The sequence below is a fragment of the Coleofasciculus sp. F4-SAH-05 genome, assembly GCF_040222985.1.
Lineage (GTDB): Bacteria > Cyanobacteriota > Cyanobacteriia > Cyanobacteriales > Coleofasciculaceae > Coleofasciculus > Coleofasciculus chthonoplastes.
The window spans coordinates 1-18,261 of record NZ_JAVKBY010000222.1 but is presented as its reverse complement, the minus strand read 5'-3'; the positions used below and the strand labels follow the sequence as shown (position 1 = coordinate 18,261).

The 18,261-nt window shown below is 45.0% G+C and carries 15 protein-coding genes and 1 pseudogene; 13 read left to right on the top strand and 3 right to left on the bottom strand.

Annotation, left to right across the window (positions count from 1 at the left end; all coding sequences use genetic code 11):
* The 3 genes and pseudogenes from RIG27_RS27430 to rfbB all read left to right on the top strand — a co-directional run.
* Nucleotides 1–217 (top strand): annotated as a pseudogene (locus RIG27_RS27430) (hypothetical protein); the annotation flags it as partial.
* Between the two features lie 383 nt (nt 218–600).
* Entirely contained in the window at nt 601–1,899 is a 1,299-nt protein-coding gene (locus RIG27_RS27425; protein WP_446350320.1) for an RNA-guided endonuclease InsQ/TnpB family protein, read from the top strand.
* Between the two features lie 95 nt (nt 1,900–1,994).
* The gene (rfbB, locus tag RIG27_RS27420; protein WP_446350321.1) at nt 1,995–3,068 is read left to right on the top strand and encodes a dTDP-glucose 4,6-dehydratase; all 1,074 of its coding nucleotides are present in this window, start codon (nt 1,995–1,997) and stop codon (nt 3,066–3,068) included.
* 314 nt (nt 3,069–3,382) lie between these two features.
* On the opposite strand, the gene RIG27_RS27415 is transcribed toward rfbB, so the two are convergent.
* Both RIG27_RS27415 and RIG27_RS27410 read right to left on the bottom strand, forming a co-directional pair.
* Nucleotides 3,383–3,589, bottom strand: coding sequence for a DUF2281 domain-containing protein (locus tag RIG27_RS27415; RefSeq protein ID WP_446350319.1), 207 nt, complete (start codon nt 3,587–3,589; stop codon nt 3,383–3,385).
* Nucleotides 3,590–3,950: 361 nt separating this feature from the next.
* Nucleotides 3,951–5,162 (bottom strand): tetratricopeptide repeat protein, encoded by a 1,212-nt coding sequence (locus RIG27_RS27410; protein ID WP_446350318.1) that lies wholly within the window; start codon nt 5,160–5,162, stop codon nt 3,951–3,953.
* A gap of 490 nt (nt 5,163–5,652) precedes the next feature.
* On the opposite strand from RIG27_RS27410, the gene RIG27_RS27405 reads away from it, so the two are divergent.
* Nucleotides 5,653–8,463, top strand: a complete 2,811-nt coding sequence (locus tag RIG27_RS27405; RefSeq protein WP_446350317.1) for a UPF0182 family membrane protein — start codon at nt 5,653–5,655, stop codon at nt 8,461–8,463.
* Between the two features lie 86 nt (nt 8,464–8,549).
* On the top strand, nt 8,550–8,744 hold the full coding sequence (locus tag RIG27_RS27400; RefSeq protein ID WP_446350316.1) for a hypothetical protein: 195 nt from the start codon (nt 8,550–8,552) through the stop codon (nt 8,742–8,744).
* A gap of 100 nt (nt 8,745–8,844) precedes the next feature.
* Here the strand turns inward: RIG27_RS27400 and RIG27_RS27395 are convergent, their stop codons facing one another.
* Nucleotides 8,845–9,819, bottom strand: a complete 975-nt coding sequence (locus tag RIG27_RS27395) for a YdcF family protein (protein ID WP_446340873.1) — start codon at nt 9,817–9,819, stop codon at nt 8,845–8,847.
* Between the two features lie 306 nt (nt 9,820–10,125).
* On the opposite strand from RIG27_RS27395, the gene galE reads away from it, so the two are divergent.
* From galE to RIG27_RS27355, 8 genes are all read left to right on the top strand, one after another.
* On the top strand, nt 10,126–11,124 hold the full coding sequence (galE, locus tag RIG27_RS27390) for a UDP-glucose 4-epimerase GalE (protein WP_446350315.1): 999 nt from the start codon (nt 10,126–10,128) through the stop codon (nt 11,122–11,124).
* Nucleotides 11,090–11,563, top strand: coding sequence for a hypothetical protein (locus RIG27_RS27385; RefSeq protein WP_446350314.1), 474 nt, complete (start codon nt 11,090–11,092; stop codon nt 11,561–11,563). Before galE ends, RIG27_RS27385 begins: the two co-directional genes overlap by 35 nt.
* 28 nt (nt 11,564–11,591) lie before the next feature.
* Nucleotides 11,592–12,104 (top strand): hypothetical protein, encoded by a 513-nt coding sequence (locus tag RIG27_RS27380; protein ID WP_446340870.1) that lies wholly within the window; start codon nt 11,592–11,594, stop codon nt 12,102–12,104.
* A 126-nt stretch (nt 12,105–12,230) separates the two neighbouring features.
* Nucleotides 12,231–13,367 (top strand): glycosyltransferase, encoded by a 1,137-nt coding sequence (locus RIG27_RS27375; RefSeq protein ID WP_446350313.1) that lies wholly within the window; start codon nt 12,231–12,233, stop codon nt 13,365–13,367.
* 91 nt (nt 13,368–13,458) lie between these two features.
* Nucleotides 13,459–14,190: a sugar transferase gene (locus RIG27_RS27370; protein ID WP_446350312.1), complete on the top strand. Its 732-nt coding sequence runs from the start codon at nt 13,459–13,461 to the stop codon at nt 14,188–14,190.
* A gap of 598 nt (nt 14,191–14,788) precedes the next feature.
* A complete protein-coding gene (gene gmd / locus RIG27_RS27365; protein ID WP_446350311.1) occupies nt 14,789–15,877 on the top strand; it encodes a GDP-mannose 4,6-dehydratase in 1,089 nt (362 codons plus the stop codon).
* A gap of 131 nt (nt 15,878–16,008) precedes the next feature.
* A complete protein-coding gene (fcl, locus tag RIG27_RS27360; RefSeq protein WP_446350310.1) occupies nt 16,009–16,953 on the top strand; it encodes a GDP-L-fucose synthase in 945 nt (314 codons plus the stop codon).
* 303 nt (nt 16,954–17,256) lie between these two features.
* On the top strand, nt 17,257–18,012 hold the full coding sequence (locus tag RIG27_RS27355) for a hypothetical protein (protein WP_446350309.1): 756 nt from the start codon (nt 17,257–17,259) through the stop codon (nt 18,010–18,012).
* Nucleotides 18,013–18,261 lie beyond the last annotated feature (249 nt).

The following is an 18,261-nucleotide window of genomic DNA, read 5'->3' as shown; positions in this document are numbered from 1 at the left end:
AACCTCGGAGCGCAACCCAGAAGAATCGACTTCTAATAATTCTGCCTCGGACAATCAGCCAACCTCGGAGCGCAACCCAGAAGAATCGACTTCTAATAATTCTGCCTCGGACAATCAGCCAACCTCGGAGCGCAACTCATCTGAATCAACTTCTAATAATTCCGCCTCGGACAATCAGCCAACCTCGGAGCGCGAACCGACGAATTCTGGACAATAATCGCCATCAGAAACAACTTCAGAGTCCGATTCCCAAACAGCCCAACCGGAAGAATCTACCAACCCCCAACCCTCACCTGAGGAAACACCCGAAGCCTCAAATCCACCGGAGAATTCGGTTATTGTGCCGACACTATAGCCCAAGATGGGCATTCGCGATCAATCTTTTTTTGATCAGTCTAATGCTTGATCCCCAACCAGATGTTAAGATGATCGACGGTTATCTTTTCGTGGGGGTCTGGGGGAGCGATAAGACCCACACTGAAATCTTTGATTACAGTGTGGGATACATGGACTCCCCCAGGTTAATTTAAGGGGTTCAATGCCCCTTAAATGTTAATTTAAAGGTTGCTTAGCAGTCTGTCAATCCAGTATAATAAAAGAATGTTGACCATCACCCACCGCTATCGAATCTATCCAGACATCGCTCAAGAGCAACAACTTTTTGAGTGGATGAATATCTGTCGCAACGCTTATAACTATGCGCTGCGAGAGATAAAGGATTGGTGCGATAGCAGGAAGTGTTTGGTAGATAGATGTTCCATTGAGAAAGAATACATCCTCTCTCCTGAATTGAAATTTACCCACGAAATTCAGCAGCTTAACAACTTGCCCAAAGCCAAGAAGAAATTTCCCAGATTGAGCGAAGTTCCGTCCCAAGTCCTTCAGCAAGCCATTAAGCAGTTGCACATCGGTTGGAGGTACTTTCAGGAGAGAGGATTTGGTTTAAGAAGATTCAAGAAGTACGGGCAATTCAAGTCGTTGCTGTTTCCTCAATTTAAGGAGAATCCATTTAAGGAGAATCCATTAACGAATCTGCAGATCAAGCTGCCTAAGCTTGGAGAAATTACCATTAACTTGCACCGACCCATCCCAACAGGATTTGTGGTCAAACAGGTACGAATTCTGAGGAAAGCTGATAAATGGTACGCATCTATCTCCTTGCAGTGTGATGTCAGCGTTCCTGACCCCATCCCTCATGGTCATCCTATTGGAGTAGATGTTGGATTGGAGAAATTCTTGGCAACCAGTGATGGTGTTCTCATCAAACCGCCGAAGTTTTTTAAACAACTGCAAAGTAGGCTGAAAGTGCTGCAACGTAGATTGTCGAGAAAAAAGAAGCGGTCTAAAAATTACGAGAAACAACGCCTTAAAGTTGCTAGACTTCACCACCAAATTGACAACACGAGGAAGGACTTTCACTACAAGCAAGCCCACACCCTTGGCGACGCTAGTGACATGGTTTTCATGGAAGACTTGGATTACCGCACAAATGCTAAAGGAATGTTTGGCAAACATATGCTTGACGCTGCTTTTGGACAATTCAGAAGCATCGTTAAATATGTGTGTTGGAAGCGTGGAAAGTTCTTCTCTGAAGTAGACGCGAGGGGGACTTCTCAACAGTGTCCTGAGTGTAATGGTGAAGTCAAAAAAGACCTGAGTGTTAGAGTCCATGACTGTCCTCACTGTGGGTATAAAACCGATAGAGATGTGGCAGCAGGGCAAAACATCAGAAACCGAGGAATTGTAGAGACGCGCCATGGCGCGTCTGTACTAATCAGTACCGTTGGACAGACGGGAATCGAAAGCGCCTGTGCAGACGAGCTACCGGGGGCTGAGGAAACTCAGTCTAGGCAAGTGTCGAAATCTCGCAAGAGAGTAACCAGGAAACCTAAGAAGTGATTCTTGGGAAGCCCACGCTGTAATCTTCGATTCAGCGTGGGAGGATGTCACAATTATCCCCTCCGAGATTACAGCAAAAAGGAACCCAAGTCATTATGCCTTCACGAGAACCTCGCCGCATACTCATAACAGGTGGAGCGGGGTTTATTGGCTCCAACTTCGTCCATCACTGGTGCGATCGCTACCCAGAGGATCGAGTTGTTGTTCTCGATTTGCTCAGTTACGCCGGCAATCGCCGTAATCTAGAGTCAGTCGAGGGACGAGAGAATTTGCGGTTTGTACCGGGAGATATTTGCGATCGCACGTTGGTTGATGCCTTACTCCGCAGTGAGACGATTGATACCGTTGCCCACTTTGCGGCGGAATCCCATGTTGACCGCTCAATTTTGGGACCCGAAGCATTTGTCAGAACGAATGTTTTAGGTACGTCCACTCTTTTGGAAGCCTTTCGCCAGCATTGGAAAAAGCGGGGATCTCTCAAGAGCGATCGCTTCCTCCATGTCTCTACAGATGAAGTATATGGCAGTTTGAATCCGAATGACCCCTTGTTTAGTGAAACAACACCCTATCAACCCAACAGTCCCTACGCGGCGTCTAAAGCGGGTAGTGATCACATCGTCCGTGCCTATCATCATACCTACAATGTACCGACACTAATTACCAATTGCTCCAATAACTATGGTCCTTATCAGTTTCCCGAAAAGTTGATTCCCTTGATGTGCATTAACATCATGTTGGGTCAACCTTTACCTGTTTATGGGGATGGACAGCAGGTTCGAGATTGGCTTTATGTGAATGATCATTGTCAGGCAATTGATTTAGTCATTCACCAAGGAACTCCCGGCGAAACCTATAACATTGGCGGTAATAACCAAATCAAAAATCTGGATTTGGTACAGATGGTTTGCCAGCTTATGGATGAGTTAGCTTCAGATTTGCCAGTTTCTCCGAGTAACAAGTTAATTTCTTTGGTCAAAGATCGACCGGGACACGATCGCCGATACGGAATTGATGCTCGCAAAATTAAGGCAAAACTGGGTTGGACGCCTCAAGAAACCATTGAAGGAGGATTACGTAGTACCGTTGAATGGTATTTGACCCATCGGGATTGGTGGGAACCGTTGCTGTCGAAGGAGTATAAAGATTACTACCGAAAAATTTATGGTTAATGGTAGATGATGTAGAAATCTGCCAAATTTACGCCCTCTCTCGTAAAAGATTACCTAAACCTATATCAATCGTAGGGGTACGGCATTGCCGTACCCTTACAATATATGGATGTGGCGCTTGTGCTTGTCTTCACCCGATTAGTCAGAGAATTCCCAAACTCTCTCTCCATTGGCTGAAACCATACGGCTAAAATATGAATTAACCATACCGAGATTACCCCACATTTATTGTCGCGCTTCAGTCATACAGCAGTTTGCTCTGCTATGCGGTACATTGTCGATCCCCCTCGCATCCCCCTTAAAAAGGGGGACTTTTATTTACTGTACTTTATTACAGCGCAAAGCGCTGTATCTTGTTCGGTTAAGTCAAAGGGCAAATCTGCACAGAGTCCTCTGACACTTTTTTTCGGAATATTGGGAGATTTTCTGCGGAGAAATTGCACAAAATCTAGAACTTCATTTTGTTGACTTGGGGGTAGTTGGCGGAGTTCTCTGAGAACGATAGATTCGATAGTGTTCATATTGTATTCCGATACCTTTTTGCTAACGATTGCTAACAAATACACTCCTTGAGGGAGAGTGTATTAACCAGCGAGATTAATCTCCATTATGAATCAATTCACTCTTCCCTGTGCTGTAATCAATTGTGATCGTTTGGGGAGTGACGTGGCACACCTTAATTGTGAGATTAGCGCTCTTGTGTCCCTTTCGGAATGACAATAGAGCGTTAGCTTGGGTTCGTAGTAAGGGCTTTAGCCCTAGATTCTGTTGGGTTTCCTGGTGTCAACCCAACCTACAATTTAAACTTCTGTAAAAGATTTACCTAAATCTATATCAATCGTAGGGGTACGGCAATGCCGTACCCTTACCCTATGTACCTCTTTACGGCTGAATCTGTTGAATTTGGTCAAGAGACGATTGATAAAGCGTCATGTCGCCCTGCTGTCTAGATAAATCTGCTGCCTTTTGGAAATCCGCGATCGCAGCTTCTTCATTGCCTAATTGAACATGGGTAAGTCCCCGATAATAATAGGCTTGAGCGTAGTTGTAATTAATTTCAATCGCCTGGTTGAAATCAGTGAGGGCTGTTTGCAGATTGTTCTGTTGCAGACGGATAAACCCCCGATTCGAGTATCCTTGGGCATAATTAGGATTAATGGCAATAGCTCGATTCAAATCAGCAAGAGCTTCCTGAATTTTTCCCTGTTGTAAACGGGCACTTGCTCGGTTGTTGTAGACTAAAAATAGGTTTGAATTAATCTCATTTGAATTAATCTCATTTGACTGAATCTCAATAGCTTGATTGAAATCAGCAATTGCTTGTTGAATATTGCCCTGTCCCAGATAAACAAGTCCACGATTATTATAAGCCATGGACAAGTTAGGATTAATTTCAATTGCTTGGTTTAAGTTAGCAATTGCTTGTTGAATATTTCCCTGTTGCAGATGGGCAAATCCTATACCATTATAGGCTAAAGCTAAGTTTGGCTCAAGTTCAATGGCTTGATTAAAATCAGCAATCGCTTTTTGAATATCTCCATTGCTTAGATGAGTCCTGCCTCGTTTATGGTAATATTCAGCTTGGTTAGGCTTAATCTCAATAGCTTGATTAAAATCAGTGATTGCTTGTTGAATATTCCCGTGTTGCAGATAGGCAAATGCTCGATTGTTGAAAGCTAGAGCTAAGTTTGGATTTATGTCAATTGCCTTAGTAAAATCCGCGATCGCGCCTTCCAAGTCTCCCATTTGCAGGTGGGCAAACCCGCGATTGTTATAGGCTGGATCAAAGTTAGGAGCAATTTCTATTGCTCGATTTAAATCAGTAAGCGCTTTCTTAAATTCTCCTTGTAAGGTATAAGTGTGTCCTCGTATAGAGTAGGCGGACGCAGAATTGGGGTCAATCTTAATCGCCTGATTGAAATCATCAATTGCTCCCCTGAAGTCACCTGTTGCTAATTTCTCTACTCCTCGCAGGATAAAATCATTAGCACTCGTTTGGGCAATATTCGTTGCCGCTGTAGTTGTTGAGCTAATTTTAGGAAATTGGACTTCGCTAGCTGCAACTGGATTGATGAAAATGGCAGATAAACCCAACAGGTAAATCGTGCGGCGAATAATTTCTGGAATCCCGACAATATTTTGTCTGTGTTGTTGGTTTAATGTATATTTGAGGTGATTAAATAATTATTAGTCATTCTTAATCAAAATCAAAAAGTAGTTATTTATTGATAAAAACTCTCAATTATTGTGTCCAATTGACAATTTATGTTGATAGTTGATTGGTCAATTCATATTTTTTATAGAACTAGCTTTTTGTAACAATGTGACAAAAAAATACTCTACCACTATTTTTCTACCGTTTGTTAGAGGGAAAAATGATGTCTATTTCCTATAATTAGGAGCGCTGATACCTTAACGGTGAGTTGGAAACCTGATTTTGGAGAAGAATAGCACTGACTTATTTGTAGTGGGCGATGTTAAGACTTTTAGCACTGAAGCGCAACTACGAACTTAGGTTAGTCCGTAACATTCGTGTTAGGGTTGGATTATGGCTTATGGATTCCGGTGAGTTAATTAAAAAATTATGAAATCAGCCAATAAAATTATCATAGGCTTTCTATTAGTCGTTATCATCGGCTTACCCTTCTCTCACACCCTGGTTCACATTCTCACAGAAGCCTGGTGGTTTAATTCCGTTAACTTTTCAGATGTATTCTGGACGCGGATCACCTGGAAAATTATTGCTTGGGTGGGAACCTTTATTATTTACGGACTATTCTTGTGGTTTAACTATTGGATGGCGCAGCGTCTAACTCGCGATCGCGCGTTTCATTTCCTAGACGGTAGTGATTTAGCCCCCTATACCGATACTATCGCCAATTCCGCCGTCTTAGTGGTCATCTTCCTGATCAGTTTAGCCGCCGCTACCACCAGTGCATCAGCTTGGGAGACGATATTAAAATATCTGAATGCCACCGAGTTTAATCTGACCGACCCCATTTATCAACAGGATATTGGGTTTTACTTGTTTCAGTTTCCCTTCTATGAGGGGTTAAAAGATTGGTTGCTGAATCTCCTTATCTGGGGGTTTGTTCTATCCGTTGCCGTTTATGTGTTAAAAAGCAAAATACGGTTAGACCGATACTGGCAACGTTTCCTCACTAAAGATTTGAAAACCCATCTCAGTTTACTGTTAGCTGGAATTGCCTTAGTTGTCGCGATCGGCTTTTGGCTAGAACGCTATGAATTACTCTACAATGCCGATGGTGTCGTCTATGGTGCAGGGTACACCGATGCTCATGCTCAACGTCTAGCGTTCTGGATTATGAGCATTGTATCCCTTCTGCTAGGCTTGTCGTTTATCCTGGCAATTTGGCAAAACAATATTACCTTACCCACCTACGGAATCGGGATTTATCTCATTGCTTTTTTCGTTTTCAGTGGTCTTTTTCCCTGGTTTCAACAACGATTTATTGTCGAACCGAATGAATTAGAAAAAGAAAAGCCCTACATTGAACATAATATCGCCTATACGCGCAAAGCTTATGATTTAGACGAAGTACCAACCCAGGACTATCCAGCGGAAGAACAATTAAGTCGTCAAGCGTTGCAAGAAAACCAATCCACGATTCGTAATATTCGCTTGTGGGATTATCGACCATTATTAAGTACCTATCGTCAACTCCAAGAAATTCGCCTTTACTATCGATTTAAAGATGTCGATGTTGATCGCTACACCATTGACGAGAATTACAGACAGGTGATGCTTTCACCCAGGGAATTAGTGTATTCCCAAGTCCCCGATCGCGCTCAGACTTGGGTCAACGAACGGCTAAAATATACCCATGGCTATGGTTTGGTGATGAGTCCGGTTAATATAGTGACAGAAGATGGCTTACCCGAACTTTTTATCAAAGATATTCCGCCTATCTCCCAAGTCGATTTGCAAGTGGATGAATCCGCCATTTACTATGGTGAAGAAACCGACACCTATATATTTACAGGTACAAATACCCAAGAATTTGACTATCCTCGTGGCGATGAAAATGCCTTCACCACCTACGCAGGAAACGGGGGCGTACCCATTCCTTCCCTCTGGCAACGATTAGCTTATGCTTATGATTTGGGCGATCTGAAAATTTTAATCTCCAATTACTTTATCAACACCTCCCACATTCATTACCATCGCCAGATTGGGGAACGGGTGAACCAAGTTGCACCCTTTTTGAGGTTTGATAAAGACCCCTACATTACCCTAATTAACGGCAGATTGCAGTGGATTATTGATGCCTATACAATAAGCGATCGCTATCCCTATTCTGAACCTGTTTCTCAAAGTAATAATGCTAGCGCCATCGTCCAAGGCGACGATATCGCCCAAATGTCTCTAGGCGATATCAATTATATTCGCAACTCCGTTAAAGTTGTCGTGGATGCGTTTAATGGCACTATGCAGTTTGTGGTTGTTGATGAAGATGACCCAGTACTGCAAACCTATCGCAAAATATTCCCCACCTTATTTACCGCCAACGACGCGATTCCCGCTGAGGTAAAAGCACATTTCCGCTATCCCCTAGATCTATTCACTATTCAGGGGCAAATGTATCTGTCCTACCACATGAATAATCCCCAAGTTTTTTATAACCGGGAGGATTTGTGGCGCTTTCCCACGGAAATTTATGAAGGGAATGAGCAGATCATGCAGCCTTACTATGCGATCATGCGTTTACCCGAAGCGTCGAGTGAAGAATTTATTCTGATTCTGCCCTTTACGCCCGTCAATAAAGATAACATGATTGCGTGGATGGCAGCGCGTTCTGATGGGGAAAACTATGGCAAATTGCTCTTGTACGAATTCCCGAAACAAAAACTCGTCTATGGTCCATCCCAAATTGAAGCTCGCATTGACCAAAATCCGCAAATTTCCCAACAATTAACCCTATGGAGTCAGGAAGGATCGCGAGTAATTCGCGGCGATTTATTAGTGATTCCCATTGACCAATCATTACTGTACGTCGAACCCGTTTATCTGCGGGCTGAACAAGGCGAACTTCCAGAATTGAAGCGGGTAATTGTTGCTTATGCGAAAGAAGTGGTTATGGAAGAAACCTTAGAGGAAGCTTTAGCCACTATCTTTGGCGGAACCCAAGCAGACGTGCAACAACCTACTGCGGCTCCACCCTCTGCTCCACCCTCTGCTCCACCCAAAGAAGGGGTGTCCACACTCGCCCAATCCGCCTTAGAAACCTATCAAAAAGCACAGGAAGCCATGCGTCAAGGGAATTGGCAAAAATATGGTCAATATCAACAAGAACTGGAGAGCATCTTACAGCAATTGAACCAAACCCAAAAATCTACGCCAAACCTGAGAAAGTCAGCAGGCGACCAAAATTAATATTAAATAAACCGCAAAAACTTGGGAAGAAAATGGTTCTATAATGACAGTTAGGTATAGCAACCTCCAAGGAGGTTAGGACACAGATGGCTCTTAGAGACGTAAGGCGTGGAACGTATCCAGAGATTCTGTTTCCCCTAATCGATGTGTCTACTGCTATATCAGTTACTATACCAATTCTCCAGAATGTTGCACCATATCCGACTAATTTCCCAGGAAAGTTTGACTTTAAAGTATTGAATGATAGGGAAGAGAGGGCGGGTTTAGCTGTGTCTAGATAAGGTAAGCAACGATAATGGTGAAACCCGCCCCTACAAACCAGGTTCCCTTGAGCCAAGTGAAAGGTTCCCACCTTGCAGATTTTTCAGATTCGCCAAATGGTTAAACAACGGCAGGAGCTTGCCAACCTCGCAAATAATAGTAAATCGAGGCGTAAAACTCTTCCACAATTCGCGTCGTGACAGTCAGCGCTTCTACAGAGGGGATAAAGGATTCAATCCACTGGGTTGGGGATGTTGTTCCCGGTTGAACGGTAAAGAAATCCGTCGGTTTAGCCACAACATTGTTGAGACCTACACTTCTAAACGCCTGTTGGGCGCGACGGCTGTTATAGGCTGAAGTAACCAGAAAAATGCGATTGTCTGCTATTCCCTGATCGCGTAATATATCTTCGACTTCTTCGGCGCTGGTGCGGAGATTGATACCGGTGGGTTCAACCACAATCCGGGTTTGGGGAACCCCAAACTGTACCAGTAAGGTGCGAATATCATTGGCTTCGACAACTTGGTCTTGATTTCCTTCCAGATTAGGTCGAGGACCAGCACTAACCACGACTAAGGGGTTATTGCCAGATTGTCTATACAGTTGAGCGGCATAAAGAATGCGATCGCCCGTATCGGTGAGTTGAATTTGGGTTCGAGGCGGTTCATCGGGTTGGGTGGTGCCTTGTCCAAGAACCACAATCGCTGAGGCGGTTTGAGCCGCCGCCGACTCAGGCGTAACCACTGTTTGTTCCGTGCTAGCCGCCAACAGGTTAGAGAAAAAGGGCGTGCTGGCGAGGAGTAAAATTAGTAAGGCTGCCATAACCTGGTTCTTTGACTTGTCCAGCCCTTGGCGGAGGGCAAAACCCAACAGCACGATGGAAGCACCGACAGGTTTCAAGAAAAACGAGAGAACCTTCCAAATCGTTGATACTGCATCATTGCCGGGAGAGAAAAACGCCACAACAATGAAGCCAAACAGAAATAAACCCCCAAGCAAGGTAAAATACTCCTTGGGGATTACCTTCTTAAACAGGTTGTAGAGAATAACTGCAATCAGCAGCCAGATTAGGATTCGAGTCAGTAGTAAAAACATTGTGTTTTGACGGTGTAACGTTTGGATAGTGAGCGAGGAATTGTTACTTGTTAGTCTGACTCCTCAAAATAACAATTAACAAGTTAGGGGTGATTGGGATCAGGTTTTGTGTAACGTATCACTTGGGGAGAGCATGGTTCAAATAACCCTAACACGGGCATTATACTCGTCATTGTCCACAAGCATGAGGGAAATGAGGGAGAGGGGAGGGGGAGAGGTTTTGAGCAAAATTACTATTCAAGCAAAGACAAATAGCCAAAATATTTGTAAAGTTAGTCTATAAAACGAAACAGGGACGGTTTGAGCGTGTCGCAAGTCCAACCGGAAATTTTAGTGACTGGCGGAGCTGGATACATCGGCTCTCACACAGTATTAGCCCTGCAACGGGCGGGTTACAACGTCGTTGTCCTGGATAACCTGGTTTGTGGACATCGAGAGTTTGTAGAAGAGATCCTGAAAGTGAAATTGGTGATCGGGGATGTGGGCGATCGCACCCTGTTAGACCAACTCTTCGCCAGCCACAATATTGGCGCTGTACTCCACTTTGCCGCCTATATTGCCGTGGGGGAGTCGGTCATCTACCCCGCCAAATACTACCGCAATAACGTGAGTGGCACCCTGACCCTCTTAGAAGCCATGGTCGCCGCTGAGGTGAAAACCTTAGTGTTTCCATCCACCTGTGCGGTCTACGGGATGCCTCAGGAAGTGCCAATGACCGAAGACCATCCTCAAAATCCGATTAATCCTTATGCGACGAGTAAGTGGATGATGGAGCGAATGCTAGCGGATTTTGATCGCGCCTACCAGTTACGTTTCATTGTGTTTCGCTTTTTCAACGCGGCTGGGGCGAATCCCGAAGGACTACTCGGTGAAGATCATTACCCAGAAACCCATCTGATTCCCTTGGTCTTGTGGACAGTATTAGGCAAACGCGACTCAATTGCCATTTGGGGAACAGACTACTCCACCCCAGACGGAACCTGCTTGCGCGATTATATTCATGTCAGCGACTTGGCAGATGCCCATATCCTCGGGCTAGAGTATTTGTTACAAGGTGGCAAGAGTGAAATCTTTAATTTAGGCAGTGGCAATGGTTTCTCCGTGCGACAGGTGATTGAAACAGCAAGGCAAGTCACCCAGAAAGAGATTAAAATCATTGAGTGCGATCGCCGCCCTGGTGATGCACCGATTTTGGTGGGTAGTAGCGACAAGGCGAGGAAAATTTTGGGTTGGTCTGCCAAATACCCGGAACTCAGTAAAATTATCAGCGATGCTTGGCAGTGGCATCAACGGCGTCATCATTAGTAAAGTATGGACAATTGCTATTTTCTTAGAAACTGGGAGTTCACATAAGTTTTTTGAAGCAGTGAAACAATTATCGGTGAATAAACACACCCAGACTGGAAAGGCTACAAACAACCTCAACTCTACCAACAAAAGGACTCTTGCCCTAGAAGCTCGACTCAGCCGTTTGGAATCCATTGTTGGGCAAATTGGTGAGGCGGTGCTTGCCACAACCGAGACGGTTGAATGTCTGGGCAAGCGGGTTGATGCTTTGGCTGTGCAGGTACAACACCAAGGGCATCAAGTTCAACAACAGGGTTACCAACTCTTTGCCTTGAGTGATGCGGTGCAAACCTTAGCCGAAAACCAAAATGAGTCACTCGCAGAACTTGGAGAACTCACTGAAACACTCCAACGCCTTGCGGCTGCGATCGAAGCCCAGCAGAAGTCAGTAAGCTAGGACATAAAGGTGAGAATTTTCTTAACGGATGAAACGACCACGTATTAGGAATAACCCTTCTGCCCTCTGCCTGCTGCCTTCTGCCTTTTGCAATAGGTATCGTCCCCGGCGAAATTTCCTGCGGCTAAGTGTCACAGCTGTGATTAGCCTCTTGGCAGTAAGCTGTGGTCAGAGCAAGGTTGCCCAGTGTAATCAAATGATTCAAGTGGCGAATCAGGCGGTCAGTGACGCCAAAGTCGTGACCAGTGGAGTTCAAGAGGACAATCCACAAGCTGAGGCAATGCGACAAGCGGCGGCTGTCATGGATAAGGCTTCTGAAGAAATGAACGCGATAGAGGTAACCGACGAGACGTTGCAAGACTATCAAGCCAGTTTTGTTAACATGTATCGCGATACGAGTCAAGCGATGCTTAATTTCGCGGTGGCGTTTGAGCAGAAAGACCGCCAAGGGGCGGAAACAGCACAGATGAGTTTACAGCAAGCAACGACTCCAGAAAAGCAATTAGTTGATAATCTTAATGCTTACTGCTCCGGTCAATAATGATATAGGGGGAGCTGGGGGAGATGAGGATCATGTAGAGACGTAGCATGCTACGTCTGGGAGCTGGGGGAGAATAAATGAAACTACAGCTTATCTGAACAGTCTTGTATTGGGGGATAACGATTCTTGAAATATGCCTTGGTGCACGAGTGGCTGACTCCCAACGCAACGGGTGGTTCTGAACTGGTGGTTCGAGAAATCCTCAAGTCCGTTGATGCTGATTTGTATGCCTTGATTGATTTTGAATCAACCAATCCCCACAGTTATTTGTTTGGACGCCGGATTGGTACGACCTTTCTACAGCATTTTCCTTTGGCTAGCAAGGGGGTGCAGAAATATTTACCCCTGCTGCCCTTAGCTATTGAACAGCTAGACTTGCGGGATTACGATGTGATCCTCTCCTCCTCCCATGCTGTTGCTAAAGGGGTTCTGACTCGTCCGCAACAGTTGCACATCTGCTACTGCCATACACCGATGCGCTACGCTTGGGATTTGACCTTTGATTACCTCAACAGCAGCGCTATGGGGCGGGGACTCCCTGGGTCAATCACGCGGTATCTGCTGCATCGGTTGCGTCAATGGGATGTGATCTCAGCCAATCGGGTGGATTATTTTATTGCCAACTCCCGCCATACAGCACGACGGATTTGGCGCTGCTACAGGCGAGAGGCACAGGTGATTTACCCTCCGGTTCATACTGAACGGTTTTCTTTCCAGGCTCAAAAGTCAGATTTTTACTTGACGGTTTCTCGATTGGTTAGTTACAAGCAAGTGACTTTAATCGTGGAGGCGTTCAATCAACTGGGATATCCTTTGGTCGTCATTGGTGATGGACCTCAATTGCAGGCGCTGCGCCATCTGGCTAAACCCAACGTGCAAGTGTTGGGTTTTTGTTCCGATCGCGTGGTCGAGGAGTATATGGCACAGGCGAAAGCGTTTGTCTATGCTGCCTGTGAAGATTTTGGCATTGCCCTGGTGGAAGCTCAAGCCTGTGGTACACCCGTTATTGCCTATGGTGCTGGTGGGGCATTGGAAACCGTTCAGGATATCCGGAAACATCCGGATCAGGGTACGGGTCTGTTTTTTCTCGACCAAAGTCCTCAGGCTTTGATGGAGGCGGTGGAAGCCTTTGAAGCACGATCCACTGCCTTTAGTCCCGAACAGATACAATTAAACGCGGCTCAATTTGCGCCAACTGTTTTTAGCGATCGCTACTTGACGTTTCTGGACGGCTGCTATCGAGACCACCTGTCGCGATGTTGAGTCATAAATTCCAGTTTCCTGGTCGCTATTGCCTTAGCTAACCGCTTCTGGCTTTATGATCGTGACGTGTGGTGTGAAGTGAAGGAGTAAGATGACTGCCCAAAGCCAACTTATCTCCGTCAAGACGTTGCGAGCGTTCGTGAAGCGTGGTATCCAGCCCCGCGCTCCACGCAGTAGACCCAAAGGTCTGTCTCGATATCGCTTAGACGGAATTTTTGCCAAGCGGCTGTTTGATGTCGTATTTTCCCTATCGATTCTCACGTTGTTTTTCCCGATTTACCTGCTCTTAGCCATCCTAATCGCTATCAGTTCACCCGGTCCTATTTTTTATGTTCAGGAGCGAATCGGTAAAGATTATAAGCCGTTTAGCTGCATTAAATTTAGAACGATGGTGGAAAATGCTGATGAAATATTGATAGAAATGATGACAGAATCAACTTCTATTCGTTGTGAGTTTGAAGCTAATTTTAAGCTCAAAGAAGACCCCAGGGTCACCTGGATTGGTAAATTCTTGCGATATACCAGTTTGGATGAGTTTCCACAATTTTGGAATGTTTTGAAAGGAGATATGAGTGTGGTCGGTCCTCGCCCATTAGTACCGGAAGAAATGCATAAATACGGGCATTACATGGATAAAATCTTGACAATTAAACCAGGCATTACTGGACTATGGCAAGTTTCCGGTCGCAATGATATTCCCTATAAACGTCGGGTACAAATCGATGTTTATTACGTAAATTTCCAAAATTTTTGGCTTGATTTATGGCTGGTTTTGAAAACTATCGGCGTAATGATTGCTCCAAAAAATAATGGGGCTTACTGACGAATTAAGCATTGAGAGCAGGGGAGGATTAATTCAGAATTAAACCTCTCGGCTCAACTGTAGTAAATGAGCGTAGTATTGGGATGGCTTCGGCGTTCAATGCTTAGTTTATCTATCGCTAAGTAGTTGGACTTTATTAAAGTTAACGGTTGAGATGAGGGAACAGGGAACACCTCGACTTACCTCGGACTTCGGCGTGAGCGCGGCTCGACTGAACTTCGACAGGCTCAGTTGCCGCGCTCGCCGAACGTCTCAGTCGAACGCTTCGCTCGGTAACACGCTCGGTGTGTCACAGGGAACAGTAACAATTTGAAGCTGGTTAACATTTCTTAGTGCAGGGGACATAATTTATGTCCAGGTGCTTAGTGACGTAAATCAACCAAACACCGGACTGAACAACGATGACAAAATCGTGCAATTCCAGATTATCTAACTCCGACATGGTAGGCTTGATAAGTTATGAGTCAAGAGAAAGTTGATCGATGCAGGGAATTTTAGGATAATCTAAGGAATAATTTCCCTGATCCCAAAATCCAGATGGGAGATTAACACTTTTGTCCACCACTGTTGCCCATACGCATCACAGGACGATTCAAGGATGACGCAACCCAAACGAGCGCTGATTACAGGCATAACAGGTCAAGACGGTTCCTACTTAAGTGAGTTATTACTAGAGAAAGGCTACGAAGTTCACGGGATTGTCCGGCGGACTTCCACCTTTAACACCGATCGCATTGACCATATCTATGTTGATCCTCATAATCAGGCTGCCCGATTATTTCTGCACTACGGAGACTTGACCGATGGCGTTACCTTGCGCCGCATTCTCGAAGAGGTTAGACCCAAAGAAATTTACAATTTGGGCGCTCAATCTCACGTTCGCGTCAGTTTTGACTGTCCGGAATATACGGTGGATGCGGTAGGAATGGGAACCCTGCGCCTGTTGGAAGCGATTCGGGATTATCGAAATCGCACAGGTATTGATGTGCGCTTCTATCAGGCGGGTTCGTCGGAAATGTTTGGTAAAGTCCAGGAAGTTCCCCAAAAGGAAACCACTCCATTTTATCCCCGTAGTCCTTATGCTTGTGCTAAGGTGTATGCCCATTGGCAAACGGTGAATTATCGCGAGTCTTACGAGATATTTGGTTGCAATGGTATCTTGTTTAACCATGAATCGCCGCGTCGGGGAGAAACCTTTGTCACCCGTAAGATTACTCGTGCGATCGCCCGGATTGTGTCTGGACAGCAGAAAAAACTCTATCTGGGGAATCTAGACGCCAAGCGAGACTGGGGCTATGCAAAAGACTATGTTCAAGCCATGTGGCTGATGCTGCAACAAGACGAACCCGACGATTACGTCGTCGCCACAGGTGAAACTCACTCAATTCGCGAATTTTTGGATATTGCCTTTAACTGTGTCGGTAAGAATTGGCAAGATTATGTAGAGTTTGACCCCCGTTATTTACGTCCTGCGGAAGTCGAATTACTCATTGGTGATCCCACGAAAGTCAAGCAAAAGCTAAATTGGCAACCGTCTTTATCGTTTGAACAGTTAGTCGCCCTGATGGTGGAAGCCGATTTACGCAGCTTCGGCGAGTCATCATTGAATGGTGAAGGGGCAGAACTGTTTGAAAAACACAATGAAAATAGTTACGAACGTTCCGCTGCTCACGCACCTGTTGATTGAGCCAACGTCAAAAGTAGGTATTTGTCAGGGCGGACGCGAGTTACTCAGAGAAGACGATAACCAATAATGGATCAATATTATCCGCCCTGGAATTAGGGATTATTCAGTGTTTTCAAAAATCTAATATGACCATGAACAAGGACTCAAAAATTTATGTAGCCGGTCATCGTGGCTTAGTGGGTAGCGCCATTGTTAGACATTTACGCGATAACGGTTATACCAATCTTATCCTCAAAACCAGCCAAGAGGTGGACTTAAGACGCCAGCAAGACGTTGAGAATTTCTTTGCCGCTGAACGTCCAGAGTACGTGTTTATCGCGGCGGCAAAAGTCGGGGGAATTAATGCCAACAATACCTACCGGGCTGAGTTTCTCTATGACAACTTAATGATTGAGTCAAATATTATTCATAACGCCTATTTGTCTGGTGTGGAAAAGTTGTTATTTCTCGGCTCATCCTGTATCTATCCAAAACTATGTCCCCAGCCGATGCAGGAAGAACACCTCCTCACTGGGTTTCTGGAACCCACAAATGAACCTTATGCGATCGCGAAAATTGCCGGACTCAAACTTTGCGAGAATTATTGTCGGCAGTATGGCGTGAATTTCATCTCCGCTATGCCCACGAATCTCTATGGTCTTAATGATAATTTCGATTTAGCCAATTCCCACGTTCTCCCCGCCCTGTTGCGAAAAACCCATGAAGCTAAAATTAACAAGGCTGAGGCTGTGGAAATTTGGGGAACGGGTTCGCCGCTGCGGGAATTTTTATACGTGGATGACTTAGCTGATGCCTTAGTTTTCCTGATGAATCACTATGACGATATCCAATTCGTGAATGTGGGTACAGGAGAAGAAGTTTCGATCAAAGACTTGGCGATGTTAATTAAAGCGGTGGTTGGCTATGAAGGTGAGTTAAAATTTGATTCCTCTAAACCAGATGGCACACCACGTAAACTCTTAGATACCTCAAAAATTAATGCCGCTGGTTGGCACCCCAAAATTTCGTTAAAGAAAGGTCTAGAATTGACCTACCAATGGTTTGTTGAGAACTATGACAGGATTAAAGGAAAATAGTCTGATCGATGAACTTTAATTGTCTGTCATTAAAGTTAACGGTTGAGAGTAGGGAACAGGGAACAGGGAACAGGGAACAGGGAACAGGGAGAACCGATACCATATATACACTGAGGTTGAGTCCGAACAAATATGAGAACTGGGTTATGAAATTAACCCTGAATAACTGGAAAACATTGATACAGCAAAGCTTTGATGCTTTTTTTGAGAGGGCAAGGCAACCAAGATTACTATCATTCTGAGTCTTATCCCTTAAAATAATCTAGATATGGGGATTCTATAGGATAAGGATTATTTATCTCTATGAAACAGGCGATTCGGGTGGTACTATCACTATTACCCCTACTGGTGCTGGGCATAAGTCGCGATCGCGCTGACGCCACGCCTACTCAATGCCGCCAAATTCGCCAGGTACGCCGCCTCGCGATACAACAAGGCTTAGACGACGAAAACCTGGCTACTCTAGAAGCGCAATACTGTGACACCGCCCAACCCTCAGCAGTAGAAAGGATTCCACCGCCAACCGCCAGCCAGGAATGTCTGGATCTCACCATCATGACACGACTGGCGCGACTGTCTGACGGAAATAACAATCTGGTGCGATTAGTGGAGAGTCAACAACAATTCGCCTGTGGATTAGCCGATACCTGGGGACGAGCAATTATTGAATATCCGAATGGACAACGGGCGAAAATCGGTGACAATTGGCAGTATCCCAACGGACAAACAGCCAAATTTGGCGCAATTTGGAACTATCCCAACGGACAAACGGCAAAAGTCGCCTCTCGCTGGTACTATCCCAATGGGGAAATCGCGAAGTTTGGCACCCGCTGGAGTTACCCCACAGGACAAACGGTAAACTTTGAAAATCTGGTAACCTGGGCGTGCAGTATCATCAACCGGGATGAATGCGCCTCACGATTATTGGCGTTGCGAAATACCAATAATTTTTGGAGTGAAATGGCAACATTAGAGTTAGCTTGGCAAGCTTACAGAATTAGCGATGGTGCAGGTTCCCTCGTGATTCATCTGAGGGATGAAACCGAGCGATGCGTTTAGTTTAGCAACTAAAGTTGCTTTTCTTTCTAATCTTAGGTATAATAATAATATGAGAAACAGAGTTTGTCGGTGATAACTTTGTACAAATAAAAACCTTCTGAAAAATATTAAATGGTGTAATTGATCTTGCTAGGATGTCAAACGAGCCAAAATTCGTACAATGCCGATTTTCTCAGTCGATTTTCTCAGTCGATTTTCTCAGTCGATTTTCTCAGTCGATTTTCTCAGTCGATTTTCTCAGTCGATTTT

Excerpts from the sequence above, each read along its gene's own strand:
- RIG27_RS27425 (WP_446350320.1), top strand. The coding sequence starts at position 601 with ATGTTGACCATCACCCACCGCTATCGAATCTATCCAGACATCGCTCAA.
- rfbB (WP_446350321.1), top strand. The coding sequence starts at position 1,995 with ATGCCTTCACGAGAACCTCGCCGCATACTCATAACAGGTGGAGCGGGG.
- RIG27_RS27415 (WP_446350319.1), bottom strand. The coding sequence starts at position 3,589 with ATGAACACTATCGAATCTATCGTTCTCAGAGAACTCCGCCAACTACCC.
- RIG27_RS27405 (WP_446350317.1), top strand. The coding sequence starts at position 5,653 with ATGAAATCAGCCAATAAAATTATCATAGGCTTTCTATTAGTCGTTATC.
- RIG27_RS27400 (WP_446350316.1), top strand. The coding sequence starts at position 8,550 with ATGGCTCTTAGAGACGTAAGGCGTGGAACGTATCCAGAGATTCTGTTT.
- RIG27_RS27395 (WP_446340873.1), bottom strand. The coding sequence starts at position 9,819 with ATGTTTTTACTACTGACTCGAATCCTAATCTGGCTGCTGATTGCAGTT.
- RIG27_RS27385 (WP_446350314.1), top strand. The coding sequence starts at position 11,090 with ATGCTTGGCAGTGGCATCAACGGCGTCATCATTAGTAAAGTATGGACA.
- RIG27_RS27380 (WP_446340870.1), top strand. The coding sequence starts at position 11,592 with ATGAAACGACCACGTATTAGGAATAACCCTTCTGCCCTCTGCCTGCTG.
- RIG27_RS27370 (WP_446350312.1), top strand. The coding sequence starts at position 13,459 with ATGACTGCCCAAAGCCAACTTATCTCCGTCAAGACGTTGCGAGCGTTC.
- gmd (WP_446350311.1), top strand. The coding sequence starts at position 14,789 with ATGACGCAACCCAAACGAGCGCTGATTACAGGCATAACAGGTCAAGAC.
- fcl (WP_446350310.1), top strand. The coding sequence starts at position 16,009 with ATGAACAAGGACTCAAAAATTTATGTAGCCGGTCATCGTGGCTTAGTG.
- RIG27_RS27355 (WP_446350309.1), top strand. The coding sequence starts at position 17,257 with ATGAAACAGGCGATTCGGGTGGTACTATCACTATTACCCCTACTGGTG.